The following is a 14391-nucleotide window of genomic DNA, read 5'->3' as shown; positions in this document are numbered from 1 at the left end:
AGCCAGCCCCCTAATAGGGGAATGGCCATAGTCTCAGCTTCTCCTTGGCCAGCGACCATAAGCGCGCCAGCCCATGCGGCTCGACGATCAGGAAAAACATGATCAACAAGCCAACAACAACAAACTCGAAATGCGTGGCGATGGCACTTTCCCAACCCAGCGTTCCAGTCATGAAATTACGCAACACAACAGGCAGCAGCACCATAAAGGCCGCCCCCGCGAAGCTTCCGAAAATGCTTCCCAAACCGCCAATGATCACCATGAACAGAACGAGGAAGGATTTCTGGATGCCAAAGGCCTCTCCGACCTCGGCCGCGCCCAGATAGACGGTAAAGAGCAATGCGCCCGCAACGCCCACATAGAAGGACGAGACCGCGAAGGCCGTGAGCTTGGCCTTCAAGGGGTTCACCCCAATGATCTCGGCCGCGATATCCATATCGCGGATCGCCATCCATTGCCGCCCGACCGAGCCGCGTGTCAGATTGCGCGCCACCCAAGCCAGCGCGAAGACAAAGGCCGCGCAAAAGAGGTATTTCGCCCAGATATCCGCGCTTGGTCCCGTCACCGCAAACCCGAAACTGGTCCTTTCAGGCGCGCTGATCTGGCCTGAGGCGGAATAGTTGTAGAACCACGGCACCTTGTTGAACATCCACACAAGGAAGAACTGCGCGGCAAGCGTGGCCACCGCCAGATAGAACCCCTTGATCCGCAGGGAGGGAAGGCCAAAAGCCACGCCCACCATCGCGGTCGAAACCCCCGATAGAAGCACGACGATCGCCATATCCATGCCTGGAAAGCCCGTCATCAACTTATAGGAGGTATAGGCCCCCACAGCCATGAAGCCGCCCGTTCCAAGGCTGACCTGCCCGCAATAGCCCGTCAGAATATTCAACCCGATCGCGGCAATCGCATAGATCAGGAAAGGGATCATGATGGCGTTCGCGGTGTAATCCGTGATCAGAAACGGGATCACCCCGAACCCGAGCGCCAAAACCAGATAGTAACGATACCGATCAAAAGCGATCGGGAAGGTCTGGTTGTCCTTGGAATAGGAGGTTTTGAAGTCGCCAGCCTCGCGGTAGAACATCAGACAAATTCCTTTCGCAGATGGATGCGCATGTTCAAACCCTCTCGATGATCTTCTCGCCAAACAGGCCTTGCGGCCGGAAGACGAGGAAAAGAAGGGCAAGAACATAGGCAAACCAGTTCTCGGTCGCGCCACCGATCATTGGGCCAATGGCGAACTCGAACAGAGCTTCGCCCACACCGATGATCAAACCGCCGACAATCGCGCCGGGGATGGAGGTAAATCCACCCAGCATCAAAACAGGCAGGGCCTTGAGCGCAATCAGCGACAGCGAGAACTGCACACCCGATTTCGAGCCCCACATGATCCCCGCCACCAAGGCCACTATACCTGCCAGCGACCAGACCAGAACCCAGACATAGTTCAGCTTGATACCGACGCTGAGTGCTGCCTGATGGTCATCCGCCACGGCGCGCATCGCGCGGCCCTGTTTGGTGTATTGCGCAAAGGCGATCAGCCCGCCAACCAAGACAGCCGCAATGATCGAGGCCGCGATATCGAGGTTATCGATGAAGAAGCCATAGCCGAAGATATCAAAGGTATATTGGTCAATCGCCCCGTTAATGCCCTGCGGCAGCCCGACATCCAGCGTACGCACCTCCGAGCCCCACATCAGATCGGACACGCCTTCAAGGAAATAGGCCAGACCAATGGTCGCCATGAACAAGATGATCGGCTCCTGCCCGACCAGATGTCGGAACACAAAGCGTTGCACCATATAGGCGAAAACAATCATCACCAGCACCGTCACCAAAATCGCCAAGAGCGCTGGCACATGCCATCCGAAATAATGCAGATCGGTTCCGAAGAGTTCGTTGATCAGATGGCTAAAGGGGATGCGGCCTTCCTGAACACCCACAAGCGTCATCGCGGCAAAAAGCGCCATAACCCCTTGGGCATAGTTGAAAATTCCCGACGCCTTGAAGATCAATACAAATCCCAAAGCAACAAGGGCATACATCACCCCCGTCATCAGGCCGTTGATCGTGACCTCCATCGCAAAAACGAGTTGTTCATTCATGATCAACGCCTTTCATTTGGAGGATCAGCCCGAGGGCAAGCATTTGGGTCTTGGGCAGGGTCATCCGCTCAGTCATGGGCCACCCCCAGATAGGCATCGATGACTTCTTGATTGGCGCGGGTTTCATCAGGGGTGCCATCCCCGATCTTGCGCCCGTAATCCATCACAACCACGCGGTCAGACAAATCCATCACCACGCCCATATCATGCTCGATCAGCACGATGGTCGTTCCAAATTCATCGTTCACATCAAGGATAAAGCGGGACATGTCCTCTTTTTCTTCAACATTCATGCCCGCCATCGGCTCGTCCAGCAGCAGGATTTTTGGCTCGGCCACCAAGGCGCGGGCCAGTTCCACACGTTTCTTCAAACCATAGGGCAGACGCCCGACAGGGGTTTTGCGGATGTTCTGGATTTGCAGAAAATCGATGACCTCTTCGGCCTTTTCGCGGTTCAGGCCTTCTTCGCGCTGCGCCTTTCCCCACCAGATCGCCTGATCAAGGAAGTTGGATTTCATATGGTTGAGGCGCCCCGTCATGATATTATCAAGCACGCTCATCCCTTCGAACAGCGCGATATTCTGGAAGGTGCGCGCAATGCCTTGGCGGGCGACCTGATAGGGCTTCATCGGCGGGCGCTTGGTGCCTTTGTAGATCACCTCGCCCTCTTGCGGGTGGTAAAAGCCCGAGATCACATTGAGCATCGAGGATTTTCCCGCCCCGTTCGGCCCGATAATCGCGCGAATTTCGCCTTCGCGCACATCAAAGGAAATATCCTTGATCGCCACCACGCCACCAAAGCGCAGCGTGATATTGCGCATTTCCATCACCACGCCACCAATCTGGCGGCCATCAGCGGTGGTGTATCCCTCTTGGGTGTTATCAAGCATTGATCTTGCCCTTTTCCACGCTCATTCCGCCGCCACCTTTTGCGATAGCTGACCTTCCGCGACCGCCGCATTCCGAAGCTCCAAAGTGGCCGAGATTTTGCCCTTGCGGCCATCCTCATAGGTCACTTCCGTCTCGGTATATTGCGAGGTTTTGTCGGAATAGAGCGCCTCGATCAGTTCGGCGAATTTCTCTTCGATGATGCGGCGGCGTACTTTGCGGGTGCGCGTCAACTCGCCGTCATCCGCGTCCAGTTCCTTGTGCAGCACAAGGAAACGGTGCACCTGACAGCCCGAAAGCATCTCGTCTTGCACGACCGAGCGGTTCACCTCTTCGACATGGCCTTGGATCATTTCCAGCACGCGCGGATGGCCTGCCAATTCCTGATAAGAAGCATAGGCGATATTGTTGCGCTCGGCCCAGTTTCCGACAGCGTTGAGGTCGATATTGATAAAGGCCGTGCATTTTTCCTTGCCGCTGCCAAACACGACCGCCTCAAGAATATTGGGGAAGAATTTCAGTTTGTTCTCGACATATTTCGGCGCAAACAAACGACCATCGGCCATTTTGCCAACATCCTTGGCGCGGTCGATGATCCGCAGATGGCCTGTGTCTTCTTCCACAAAACCCGCATCGCCCGTAGCAACCCAGCCCTCGGCATCCTTGGTCGAGGCCGTGCTTTCGGCATTCTTGTAATACTCAACAAACACACCAGCACTTCGGTAATAGACCTCGCCATTCTCGGCGATGCGCAGCTCAACTCCTGGGCTTGGGACACCGACGGTATCGGGGCGAACTTCGCTATCGGGTTGTTGGGTGATGAAAACGCTGGCCTCGGTCTGGCCATAAAGCTGTTTGAGATTGATCCCAAGCGAGCGGTAGAAATCGAAAATCTCGGGGCCAATCGCCTCGCCTGCGGTATAGCCTACACGCACGCGGCTCATGCCGAGGGTATTTTTCAAAGGGCCAAAGACCAGAAGGTTCCCAAGCCCGTATTTCAGCCGATCCAAGCCGCTCACCGATTTGCCATCAAGCATCCGTGGTCCGACGGTTTTGGCGTGCTCCATGAAATAGTGGAACATCTTGCGCTTGATCGCGCCTGCATCCTCCATCCGGATCATCACCGTGGTCAGCAGGTTTTCGAAGACGCGCGGCGGGGCGAAGAAATAAGTCGGCCCGATCTCGCGCAAATCGGTCATCATGGTTTCGGCGGATTCGGGGCAGTTAACGCAAAACCCCGTCCACATCGCCTGCCCGATCGAGAAGATGTAATCGCCAACCCATGCCATAGGAAGATAGGCCAGCACCTCGTCATCGGCACGAAGGCTGTCGAATTCGGATGACGCTTTGGAGGTCTCGATGATGTTGCGGTTCGACAGCACGACACCCTTGGGCTTGCCCGTGGTGCCCGAAGTATAAAGCATGACACAGGTGGAGTCGTAGGTCAGCTCGCTCTCGCGGGCGTTCAATTCATCGGCAAAGCGGTCACGCGCTGCGCGGCCCTCGGCCTGAACGCTCTCGAGAGAATGCAGGGCGGAATGATCATAGCGGCGCATACCGCGATCATCTTGATAGATGATATGTTCAATACAGGTGACATTGGCTTGCGCCTCAAGAACCTTATCGACCTGTTCCTGATCGCCACATACCACGAAGCGCGCACCGCAATGCTCCAGCACATAAGCCATTTCGATTGCATTGCCGTCTTGGTAGAGCGGAACAGGAATGGCTCCGACTTTCTGGGCTGCAACCATCGACCAATAGAGCTTGGGACGGTTGCGCCCGATCACCGCGACATAGTCACCGCGATTGATCCCGAGCGCGAGCAAACCCATCGCGATGGCATCGATTTCTTTGGCAGTCTGCGCCCATGTCCAGCTTTGCCAGATACCGAGTTCTTTTTCACGGTACGCGGCTTTTGATCCAAACTGGGCTGCATTTCGTGCCAAAAGCTGCGGCACAGAAACAATGCCCGGCTCCCCCGAGTGTGCATTGACCAAGTCTATTCCTCCCTTCGCCCACCCGATTGGGCTGGCGTCCACGTGCCTGCATTCTCGAGCGGGCGTCGTTTCTTCACCGTGGAGGTAAATCAGTCACTGTCAAATTTTTCCTGACTTTGTCGCAATTCTAACCAATTGTAACAAAGCGGCCCGAGCGCTTGACGCCTCACCTATCGAGATGTCAGCGATGGCGGGCAGGGAGAGCATGATGCACAGGACAAACACGACCAATCATCTGACCCGCGCCGGATTGAATCTGATCCAGCAAGCTCTTTCGATATATGACGGCGATTTGCGACTTGCGGTGGCCAATCGACCTTTTCAACAAATGTTTGGCCTGCCCCAACACCTCGTGACACCGGGGGCGGCATTTGAAGATACGATCCGATTCCTTGTCGAGAACGGGGAATACGGCACCGTGTCCAATCCCGAGCAATTCGTCAGCGACCGTGTTGAGCAGGCCCGTGCATTCGTGCCCCATTACATGGAACGCACCCGCGCCAATGGCCGCATGATCTGTGTGGAAGGCAGCCCTTTGCCCGAAGGCGGTTGGGTTACTGTTTATACCGATATCACCTCGATCAAGCGCCAAGAGGCGCTGTTGCGCGGACGGTCCGAAGAGCTGTCAGATCAGGTGATCACCCAGAATGAGCAATTGGCCCAGACCAATCGCGAACTTGCCGCCACCAATGCTCAATTGGAGGAAACCAAGCGCCAATTGACCGAGATGGAGGCGCGCATCCGCCTCACCACCGAGATGATGCCCGCCCATATTGCGCATCTCAGCCGCGACGAGGTCTATACCTATACCAACCGCCGCCTCTCAACGGTTCTGCCGGGGCGTCCGCGCGATATCGTGGGGTTGAGTTTCGCAGAAGCCTTGGGCGCCGAGACGGCCACCCGTCTGCGCAGCAATCTCGACCGCGCCCTGCTGGGTGAGTCCTCCGTGATCGAATTCACCGATGACAGCAGCGCAAATCGCATCCGCACGGCTTTCACCCCCGATACCGACAGCGCGGGCGAAGTGAACGGGGTCTATCTCCTCTCGACCAATGTCACCGAAGAGGCGCAGGCCCGCGCTGCTTTATCCCAAACCCATAAGCGTGAATTGGCCGCCCATCTGACCAGCGGGTTGGCGCATGATTTCGCCAATCTTCTCACGATTATCCTCGGGCTTCAGGGGCGGCTGGATAAATTCGATTTGCCGCCGCAAGCGCAGGAATTGACCCAAGCCACAAAAACCGCCGCACGCCGTGGCGGGATGCTGCTGGATAAAATCGCGCGTATTTCTGGCCCGCGCGAAATGCGCCCTGCCCCGATCAATATGGATGATTTTTTTGCAGCCTTCGCACCACTGGCCCGCGCGCCGCTGCCCCCCGAAATCACCCTCGAGATCATCTCGACACTGGATCATACCACCTTGATGCTGGATGCAGGCTCGCTGCAGGATTCGCTGTTGAACATCGTTTTGAATGCACGCGATGCGATGGCGGGCAAAGCGGGTAAAATCACCCTCAAGGCAAGTGCTGTGCGCGATACATGGCTTGATCTGAGCGTTGAGGATCAAGGCTTGGGCTTTTCACAATCCGCGATTGAAGAAGCACTCAACCCGTTTTTCACAACCAAGGGCGATTCAGGCTCGGGGCTTGGTTTGTCGATGGTGTATGACCACGCGCAACTATCGGGCGGAACGGTCCGTTTGGCCAACACAGGTGATGGGGCAAAGGTGACCATACGCCTGCCCTTGCGGCCTGCATCCGCTGAGGCCCGCCCCATGCTTGTTATGGTGGTCGAGGATTTGCCCGATCTGCGCGCCCATATCCGCAATATGCTGATCGATTTCGGCCATCAGGTCATTGAGGCGGCATCCGCAGAAGACGCCCTCGCGCTGATCGATCTTCCCGGGCTTGATTGGGTATTGTCCGACATAAAACTGGGCGGTGAGGTCACGGGGGTTGATCTGCTTGATGCGATATCCAAAGCGCAGCCCGACACGCGGCTTGCCTTGATGACCTCGCTTCCAAGTGACGCCCCCCTTCGCCAAGAGGGCGCCGTGCGCTGGCCCGTTTTGTCAAAACCGATCGATGCTGTTGCGCTCACACAGCTTTTCCATGCAGAACATGCGTCATGAATGGTCCCCTTGTAGCGATCCTCGACGATGAGCCCCAAATTCGAACCATGTTATCGGATGCGTTATCCGAGGCAGGGTTCCGCACGGCAGCCTATTCCCGCGCGACCGAATTCGAGGCGGCCTTGCGCACAGCCACACCCGATCTCTGCCTTGTCGATCTGGGCCTGCCCGACCGTGACGGGCTTGCAGTTGTGCATCGCCTAGCTCTGGAAAGCGGGGCCGCGATCATCATCATTTCGGGGCGCTCGCAAGTACAGGACAAGGTCACAGGGCTCGAGCTTGGAGCCGATGATTATATCATCAAACCTTTCGATCCAGCCGAGGTTGTCGCCCGCGTCCGCGCAAGGCTCCGCCAGCCCAAAGCCCGTGATACAGCCTTGCAAACAGCGCGTTTCAATGGCTGGACCGCCTATTTCGACAGCTACATGCTGGTCGAGGAAAGCGGGGCCGAGATTACCTTTTCCCATGCCGAGGGCGAAGTGCTGCGCATGTTTCTTGAAGCTCCCAAACGCCTGATTTCGCGCCAGCAGATGCAGGAACATCTGGGCGGTGCCGCAGGCGAAAGCTTTGACCGCGCGATGGATGTGCGCATCTCACGGCTGCGCACCAAGCTGAATGAAGACCCGAAAAACCCAAGACTGATCAAGACGATTTATGGCGCGGGCTATATCTTCTTGGGCGATGTGTCTTGGGATTAGCGCCTTTATAAACACATCGTTGCCGCGCCTCGCGCTCTCGCTTAGATATCATGCCCAATAGCAACGGAGACAGCATGACACATCTATGGGTCCGCGCCGAACAGCGCCCGAATGAAGACCGTGTGGGCCTGACCCCTGAAGGTTCGCGCGCCCTGATGGATGCGGGCATGCGCGTCACAATCGAGGAAAGCTCGGTCCGTGCGATTTCGATGCAGGGCTATCTGGATGCAGGCGTCGAGATTGCCGCCGAGAACAGCTGGCCTGACGCCCCCTCTGACGCGATCATCTTTGGGCTGAAAGAGTTGCCCGAGGACGGAACGCCGCTGCCCCACCGCCATATCATGTTCGGCCATGCCTATAAGGGGCAGCCCGCAGGGCAAGAGCTGCTTAAACGCTTCAAGGCAGGTGGCGGCACCTTGTTTGACCTTGAATATCTGGTGGATGAAACGGGCCGCCGTGTGGCGGCATTCGGCTATTGGGCGGGATTTGCAGGCGCGGCTGTTTCCCTCAAATGCTGGATCGCGCAGCAAAACGGCGGCATCTGCGCGCCCGTGGGCGTCTACCCGTCCAAAGATGCGCTGGTCACAGAGCTTAAGGCGCAGTTGGGTGACATCACGCCACCTCGGGCCATTGTCATCGGCGCGCTTGGCCGTGTTGGAACAGGTGGGTCAGACCTTTGCGAGGAATTGGGGATTTCGGTCACCAAATGGGATATGGCCGAGACCGCCCATGGCGGCCCCTTCGCGGAAGTGTTGCAGCACGAGATTTTCCTCAACTGCATTCTCGCCCATCCCGGTGCGCCGGTTTTCGTTCCGGCCTCTACCCCCAACGATGCGCGCAAGCTCAGCGTTATCGGCGATATCGCCTGTGATCCAACCTCGGATTTTTCTCCGATCAAGGTCTATGACCAGACAACCACATGGGATGCGCCTGCTTTGCGGGTTCATGACACCCCCCCGCTTGATGTGATGGCGATTGATAATCTGCCATCAATGTTGCCCGTAGAAAGTTCGCAAGATTATGCAGAGCAACTCTTGCCCTCGCTGCTGACACTCGACAATTTGGACCAAGGCGTTTGGGGCCGTGCAAAAATAGAGTTTGATCGCCATAGTGCAGCGCTCTGAGGGAGATTTGTAATGACAATTCATTGGTGCGGCACAGGGCTTTCGGCAGTCCCTGGTTTGAGACGGTTGCTGGAGGCTGGCGAAGATGTGGTGGTTTGGAACCGCACAATTGCCAAGGCGCAAGACGCGGTTGGCGACCTGACCGATGATATCCGCCCCTATGATTTAAAGACCCTGTCCGAAGCGCTTGCCCCGGGCGATGTTGCCGTATCCATGTTGCCCGCCACCGAGCATGTTGCCATCGCAACGGCCTGTCTTGATGCGGGCGCGCAATTTGTGTCCTCCTCCTATATCGCGCCCGAAATGCGCGCCTTGGATGATCGTGCGCAGGAACTCGGTGTCTCGCTGGTCAATGAGGTTGGTCTTGATCCCGGCATCGATCACCTCATGGCCCATGCCTTGATGCTCAACTATTCATTGTCGGATGTGTTCGACCCCGAGAACAGCCATAGTTTTACCTCCTATTGCGGTGGCATTCCGAAATACGAGAACCCTTTCAAATATAAATTCTCTTGGTCGCCGCTTGGGGTTTTAACCGCGCTGCGTTCCCCCTCGCGCTCGATTTCCGAGGGTGAGGAACTGACCGTGGACAGGCCTTGGGATGCGATTTCCTCCTATGAAGCCCCGCTCCCCACGCCTGAGAGCTTTGAAGTCTACCCCAATCGCGACAGCCTGCCCTTCATGGAGGAATACGGGCTTGGCGAGGATTGGAATGTTCAGCAATTCGTGCGCGGCACCTTGCGTCTGAACGGCTGGTCTGAGGCTTGGGCTGATGTGTTCCGCGAAATCGAAACCCTGTCAGGCCCTGAGGGCGATGCCCGCCTCAAAGAGATGTCGGATCAATTCTGGGCCGAGAATGCCTATGAAGACGATGAGCCTGACCGCGTTGTGATGTGTGTCTCTCTCAAGGTCGAGCGTGATGGCGAAACCCTCTGGCATGAGACCTATACAATGGATGCATGGGGCGATGAACGCGGCACTGCAATGGCGCGGCTGGTTTCGGTGCCCGTCTCGCTTGCGGTTCAAGCGGTTCAAGCAGGCCTGCTGGAGCCAGGTGTTCAGGCCGCCCCGTCTGAACTTGAAATGGTGTCGGGCTGGATGGCGGTTGTCTCGACATTGGCACAGCATGTCGAAGTGGTCGACCATTTGGCCTGACCCACACTTCAGCGAAGCCCGTCTTCCTCGCGCGCTATATTGTTGCCCGAGAGGCGATCAGCTGAAGATGCGGTAATAGAGCCAATCAGGCAGGAGCTGGCTGATGCGGAACATCATCCCGAAAAGGCCCGGAAAGCTCTTTTTGAAGCGGTCCGTGTTCATATGCTCAAAGAACTCGGCGGCGGCTGCATCAGGCTCCATGATGAAGGGCATCTTGAAATCATTCTTGTCAGTCAGACGCGTGCGGATAAAGCCTGGATTGATGATCTGGACATCGACGCCTGTCTTGCGCAGATCGCAATACATCGACTCCGCCAGATACATCAGCCCTGCTTTGGAAGCCCCGTAGCCCGTCGCACCAGGCAGGCCGCGGAACCCCGAAAGGCTACCTGTCAGAACAATATGCCCGCGATCACGCGCCACGAATTGCGGAACGATATGCCCCAGCACACGGGAGGCCCCAACAAGATTGATGTCGAACATGGTGTTGACCTCATCGGCCTTCCACTCGGTCGCGGGCTGGGGCCAATAGACACCCGCCAGATAGACCACACCATCCACCTCGCCGACTTCCTTGACCGCCTTTTCGACAGATACGGGGTCCGAGACATCCATCGGCACATAGGACGCCCGACCAGACAAGACGGCGACCAATTCCTGCAAGCGTTCCTCAGAGCGCGCCGAGACAATCACTTCAACGCCTGCGCGGCTCATCAGTTCTGCAACCGCGCGTCCCAACCCCTCCGAGGCGCCGATCAGCCAATACCGTTTTCCGGCCCATTCCCGCATGTCTTACTCCGTTCACACCAGTAGGTTTAAGATAGGTCCCCAGAAAGATTAATCCAAAGCTTCACCGCGATTTTCGGGCAAAGGCGTCGCGATCAGCAAAGCGATTGCCACCAGTTTCAGCAGGCAAGGCACAAGCGCGTAAAGATAGGTCAGCCGGTTCAATGCTTCATCGGTGTTTGTGCCCCCTGCTTCAAACCCGACCGCATCAAGGGCAGGCAAAAGGGTGACCGCCGCAAAGGCCAAGGTGAATTTTGAAACGAAGTTCCACAGCCCGAACGCCTCACTGGCTTGCGGCGCGATCTGCGCCATGCGCCGCGCGAAAATTGCAGGTAGCAAGGTCAGGTCTGCCCCCAAAGCCATGCCCGAGATCAGACAGACAAGCGCGAAAGCTGCCGTGTCGCCCGCGCCAAGGGTCAGGACATATCCAAAACTCAGGATCGCTGAGGCCATGGCCCCAAGCAATGTAGGCCTTGCGCCGAAGCGCGCCGCGACCTTTGACCAAAGCGGTGCGGATGCGGCGGCGGCAAGAAAGAAGAGCAGCAGCAATGGCCCCTCCCACCCTGCCGCGCCAAGCACGCTTTCGACATAAAACAGGAACAAGGTAGAGGAGACCGCAACTGGCGCTGCGTTCACCAAAGCAATCAGCAAAAGCCGCAGCGCAACAAAATCCCGCAAGACCACGCCAAAACCGCCGGATGCACCAATATCGCCCTGCCCCCATTCGGCCCGCATGAGCCACCAGCCAAAACCGCATAGCACGGCAAAACCAAGCGCGAAGGCAGCAAAGGGATAGCCTGTGAAGGCCAAAGCCACAGGCGCGACCGAGGCCACGCATACCCCGATCAAAGCCCCTGTTTCACGCCATGCCGCAAGTCGGAAATGGCCATCTTTGCCCAAGCCTGCCGCCGTCTGAACCCCTTCGGCATAAAAGCAGATGGTCAGGAAAGAAAAGCTTGAGAACAGCCCCGTCAATGTCAGCGCAAACCACCAGATCGGTGCAATCGGCGGGGTTACAGCGAAAAGCCCGATCATCGATGCCCCAAGGAGAAGCACCGCCCCACCAACCATTGGCCTGCGCCATGTGCGGGCGACCTGCGCCAGCCAGCCCAAGATCGGATCTTGCACCAAATCAAACAGGCGCAACACAAACAGAACACCTGCCAGCGCCGTCAATCCAAGCCCGTATTCATCAAGGTAGAATTTCGGCGCGTGGATATAGATGGGAAGGCCCGCCGAGGCGAGCATCGCCGCAAAAACCGAATAGCCCGCAAGCCTTGCAGGGCGCTGTGGCATCACGACACCTCATCCGAGGGCGGCATCGGGCGCGGCCTGTATTCCGCGCCTTTCCACCACAGCTTGAGCGCCTGCCAATGGATCAACCCAAGCACACACCGTGACCCGAAAGGACGGCGGATCACCGCCTTCAGAATAGCCGTGTTTGCCAGTGGTTTCCGCTTGCCCACGAGGGTCGCAATCAACCCCTCATTTCCAGTGGAGTAATCAATAAAAATGCCGATCCTTTCGGCAGAGATATCAAAGCGGAACTTATATCCCCCATCGACAGGCTGAAACGGCGAAACATGGAAGATCTTCTGCGCGGTCAAAACATCCTCAGGCAGGATTTCACGGTGATCGGGGTGAAAGCACAGATAGGAATGGCGATCCCCGAAGGTATTGGAAACCTCGGCGATAACGGCGCGCAGGCGCTTGTCCCGATCATATGCCAACCAAAAGCTTACGGGGTTGAATACATGGCCAAGCATCCGCGGCTGCGCCAAAAGCATCAGCGCGCCATCAAGGCTCTGGGTCAATCCATGCGCTTCAAAAACGGCCCGCGCCCATGGTGCACCCATACCTTGTTTTGGCGGGCCGCCATGATCACCGTCCCAAAGGGAGGTCAGGTTTGCACGGTTCCGGCCAAACAAGGCGGGCGTGGCCAGCGCCTCGGCCTCGGCATTCAACATCACGTAATCGATGCTGTATTTGAAGGCATTCTCGATCCTGCCGCGCCGACCATGGAAGGTCTGGCCCGAGATATGATCGACGGTCTCGCTCACGCTGCGGCCAATGCCAAACGATCCCGCTCTGCCATCGCTTCGACAACATCAATCGCGCTGGAATAGCCATCCTCATGGAAGCCGTTTTTCATCCATGCGCCGCAGAACCAAGTATTTTGCGTCCCATTGATCTCACGGATTTTTCCCTGCGCGGCGAGTGCTGCCAAATCATATACGGGGTGCCTGAAGGTGACGGTGTCATAGATCAGCTTGTCATCAATCGGCCCACGGCTGTTCAGCGTTACAAATAGCGGGTCGCTTTCTGGAATGGGTTGCAGGCGGTTCATCCAATAGGTCAGGTCAATCGGCCCGCCTTCATGGCCCGCGCGCTCGGTATAGTTCCAGCTGGCCCAAGTGACCCGCCGTTGCGGCATGGCGCGCGCATCTGCATGCAGCACTGCGTCATTGGGTTGATAACGCACATCGCCAAGGGCGGATTTCTCTGCTTCGCTGGGGTCGGCCAGCAAGGCAAGGCTGTCATCAGAATGCGTGGCGAACACCACCTCATCGAACATCTCGACATGGCCGCCACGTTTTATTTCGACACCGCCCGCGCTGCGCCGTACTGATTGGAGGCCTGCATTGGTCTGGATATCAACCCCCTGCGCTCGCATTGCGGCTTCAAGCCTACGGACATATTCGATCGACCCGCCTTTCACCGTCCACCATTGATGCTGGCCCGTGGCCTGCAACAGGTTGTGATTGCGGAAAAAGCGCACGAGTGCTTGCGCTGGAAAATCCATGATCTCCTCTTTCGGCGTCGACCAGATCGCGCCTGAAATCGGGGTCAGGTAATAATCCTTGAACCATTGGCTCAGCCCCATCTGGGACATGAACTCACCCAAAGTGATATCGGAATCCGTGGCCAGCTTTGTGGCCTTGGCGTTGAACTTCATAATATCGCGGACCATGCGCAGGAAATTCGGGTTCACGATATTGCGCTTCTGCGCAAATAGCGCGCCCAGATGGTGCAACCCGTATTCCATCGCGCCATCATTGATTGAGGCGGCAAAGCTCATATCGCTTGGGGTGACAGGCACATCCAGCGCGTCAAACAGCTTGGCCATATGCGGGTAATTCGCATAGTTGAACACGATAAAGCCTGTATCGACAGGCTGATCGCCGTTCTTACCTGCAACGATGGTACGGGCATGCCCGCCGAGGCGATGCTCTGCCTCGAACAAGGTAACCGAATGATCCTTGGAAAGATGATAGGCCGCGCCCATTCCGGAAATGCCAGCGCCGATAACTGCGATACGACGGGGGCTGGCAAAGGTGGTTTCAAATGGCACGCGGGCACTCCTGATGATGTTCTGTTTGTTATTGATACTACGCCCGAAAAATCACAACGGATTAATTATTTTAGAGTGATCCAACACTTGGAATCGCGCGTATACCTTTTATGCTGTTGGAAAGAGATCATATCGAGACTTCTAGTGTC

Annotated in this window: 12 protein-coding genes; 4 read left to right on the top strand and 8 right to left on the bottom strand. The window is 56.9% G+C overall.

What is annotated here, in order from left to right; translation table 11 throughout:
* Positions 1-10 precede the first annotated feature (10 nt).
* The 4 genes from ACTYEO_RS13680 to ACTYEO_RS13665 form a co-directional block, all read right to left on the bottom strand.
* Entirely contained in the window at positions 11-1087 is a 1077-nt protein-coding gene (locus tag ACTYEO_RS13680; RefSeq protein WP_449324309.1) for a branched-chain amino acid ABC transporter permease, read from the bottom strand.
* A gap of 34 nt (positions 1088-1121) precedes the next feature.
* Complete coding sequence (locus ACTYEO_RS13675) at positions 1122-2108, bottom strand: branched-chain amino acid ABC transporter permease (protein ID WP_449324308.1); 987 nt, start codon at positions 2106-2108, stop codon at positions 1122-1124.
* 68 nt (positions 2109-2176) lie between these two features.
* Positions 2177-2998, bottom strand: coding sequence for an ABC transporter ATP-binding protein (locus ACTYEO_RS13670; protein WP_449324307.1), 822 nt, complete (start codon positions 2996-2998; stop codon positions 2177-2179).
* A gap of 21 nt (positions 2999-3019) precedes the next feature.
* A complete protein-coding gene (locus ACTYEO_RS13665; protein ID WP_449324306.1) occupies positions 3020-4996 on the bottom strand; it encodes an AMP-binding protein in 1977 nt (658 codons plus the stop codon).
* 205 nt (positions 4997-5201) lie between these two features.
* Here ACTYEO_RS13665 and ACTYEO_RS13660 point away from each other — a divergent pair, with 205 nt between their 5' ends.
* The 4 genes from ACTYEO_RS13660 (at position 5202) to ACTYEO_RS13645 (ending at position 10104) form a co-directional block, all read left to right on the top strand.
* A complete protein-coding gene (locus ACTYEO_RS13660) occupies positions 5202-7127 on the top strand; it encodes a PAS-domain containing protein (RefSeq protein ID WP_449324305.1) in 1926 nt (641 codons plus the stop codon).
* Positions 7124-7825 (top strand): response regulator transcription factor, encoded by a 702-nt coding sequence (locus tag ACTYEO_RS13655; RefSeq protein WP_449324304.1) that lies wholly within the window; start codon positions 7124-7126, stop codon positions 7823-7825. The genes ACTYEO_RS13660 and ACTYEO_RS13655 overlap by 4 nt, the downstream gene beginning before the upstream one ends.
* Before the next feature lie 74 nt (positions 7826-7899).
* Positions 7900-8949: a saccharopine dehydrogenase gene (locus ACTYEO_RS13650; RefSeq protein WP_449324303.1), complete on the top strand. Its 1050-nt coding sequence runs from the start codon at positions 7900-7902 to the stop codon at positions 8947-8949.
* Between the two features lie 12 nt (positions 8950-8961).
* Complete coding sequence (locus tag ACTYEO_RS13645) at positions 8962-10104, top strand: saccharopine dehydrogenase family protein (protein WP_449324302.1); 1143 nt, start codon at positions 8962-8964, stop codon at positions 10102-10104.
* Positions 10105-10161: 57 nt separating this feature from the next.
* Here the strand turns inward: ACTYEO_RS13645 and ACTYEO_RS13640 are convergent, their stop codons facing one another.
* The 4 genes from ACTYEO_RS13640 to ACTYEO_RS13625 are packed head-to-tail and all read right to left on the bottom strand — an operon-like array spanning position 10162 to position 14242.
* Positions 10162-10893, bottom strand: coding sequence for an SDR family NAD(P)-dependent oxidoreductase (locus ACTYEO_RS13640; RefSeq protein ID WP_449324301.1), 732 nt, complete (start codon positions 10891-10893; stop codon positions 10162-10164).
* A gap of 48 nt (positions 10894-10941) precedes the next feature.
* The gene (locus ACTYEO_RS13635) at positions 10942-12186 is read right to left on the bottom strand and encodes an MFS transporter (protein ID WP_449324300.1); all 1245 of its coding nucleotides are present in this window, start codon (positions 12184-12186) and stop codon (positions 10942-10944) included.
* Positions 12186-12950, bottom strand: coding sequence for a DUF1365 domain-containing protein (locus ACTYEO_RS13630; RefSeq protein ID WP_449324299.1), 765 nt, complete (start codon positions 12948-12950; stop codon positions 12186-12188). Before ACTYEO_RS13630 ends, ACTYEO_RS13635 begins: the two co-directional genes overlap by 1 nt.
* Positions 12947-14242, bottom strand: a complete 1296-nt coding sequence (locus ACTYEO_RS13625; RefSeq protein ID WP_449324298.1) for an NAD(P)/FAD-dependent oxidoreductase — start codon at positions 14240-14242, stop codon at positions 12947-12949. The genes ACTYEO_RS13630 and ACTYEO_RS13625 overlap by 4 nt, the downstream gene beginning before the upstream one ends.
* Positions 14243-14391 lie beyond the last annotated feature (149 nt).

Source organism: Rhodophyticola sp. SM2404 (genome assembly GCF_053570515.1).
Note: the sequence above shows the minus strand (reverse complement) of the source record. Positions and strands in the feature narration are given on the sequence as shown.

What these genes read in the sequence shown, in the direction of transcription:
- ACTYEO_RS13680 (WP_449324309.1), bottom strand. Translation starts at nt 1,087, where the DNA reads ATGTTCTACCGCGAGGCTGGCGACTTCAAAACCTCCTATTCCAAGGAC.
- ACTYEO_RS13675 (WP_449324308.1), bottom strand. Translation starts at nt 2,108, where the DNA reads ATGAATGAACAACTCGTTTTTGCGATGGAGGTCACGATCAACGGCCTG.
- ACTYEO_RS13660 (WP_449324305.1), top strand. Translation starts at nt 5,202, where the DNA reads ATGATGCACAGGACAAACACGACCAATCATCTGACCCGCGCCGGATTG.
- ACTYEO_RS13655 (WP_449324304.1), top strand. Translation starts at nt 7,124, where the DNA reads ATGAATGGTCCCCTTGTAGCGATCCTCGACGATGAGCCCCAAATTCGA.
- ACTYEO_RS13640 (WP_449324301.1), bottom strand. Translation starts at nt 10,893, where the DNA reads ATGCGGGAATGGGCCGGAAAACGGTATTGGCTGATCGGCGCCTCGGAG.
- ACTYEO_RS13650 (WP_449324303.1), top strand. Translation starts at nt 7,900, where the DNA reads ATGACACATCTATGGGTCCGCGCCGAACAGCGCCCGAATGAAGACCGT.
- ACTYEO_RS13635 (WP_449324300.1), bottom strand. Translation starts at nt 12,186, where the DNA reads ATGCCACAGCGCCCTGCAAGGCTTGCGGGCTATTCGGTTTTTGCGGCG.
- ACTYEO_RS13670 (WP_449324307.1), bottom strand. Translation starts at nt 2,998, where the DNA reads ATGCTTGATAACACCCAAGAGGGATACACCACCGCTGATGGCCGCCAG.
- ACTYEO_RS13645 (WP_449324302.1), top strand. Translation starts at nt 8,962, where the DNA reads ATGACAATTCATTGGTGCGGCACAGGGCTTTCGGCAGTCCCTGGTTTG.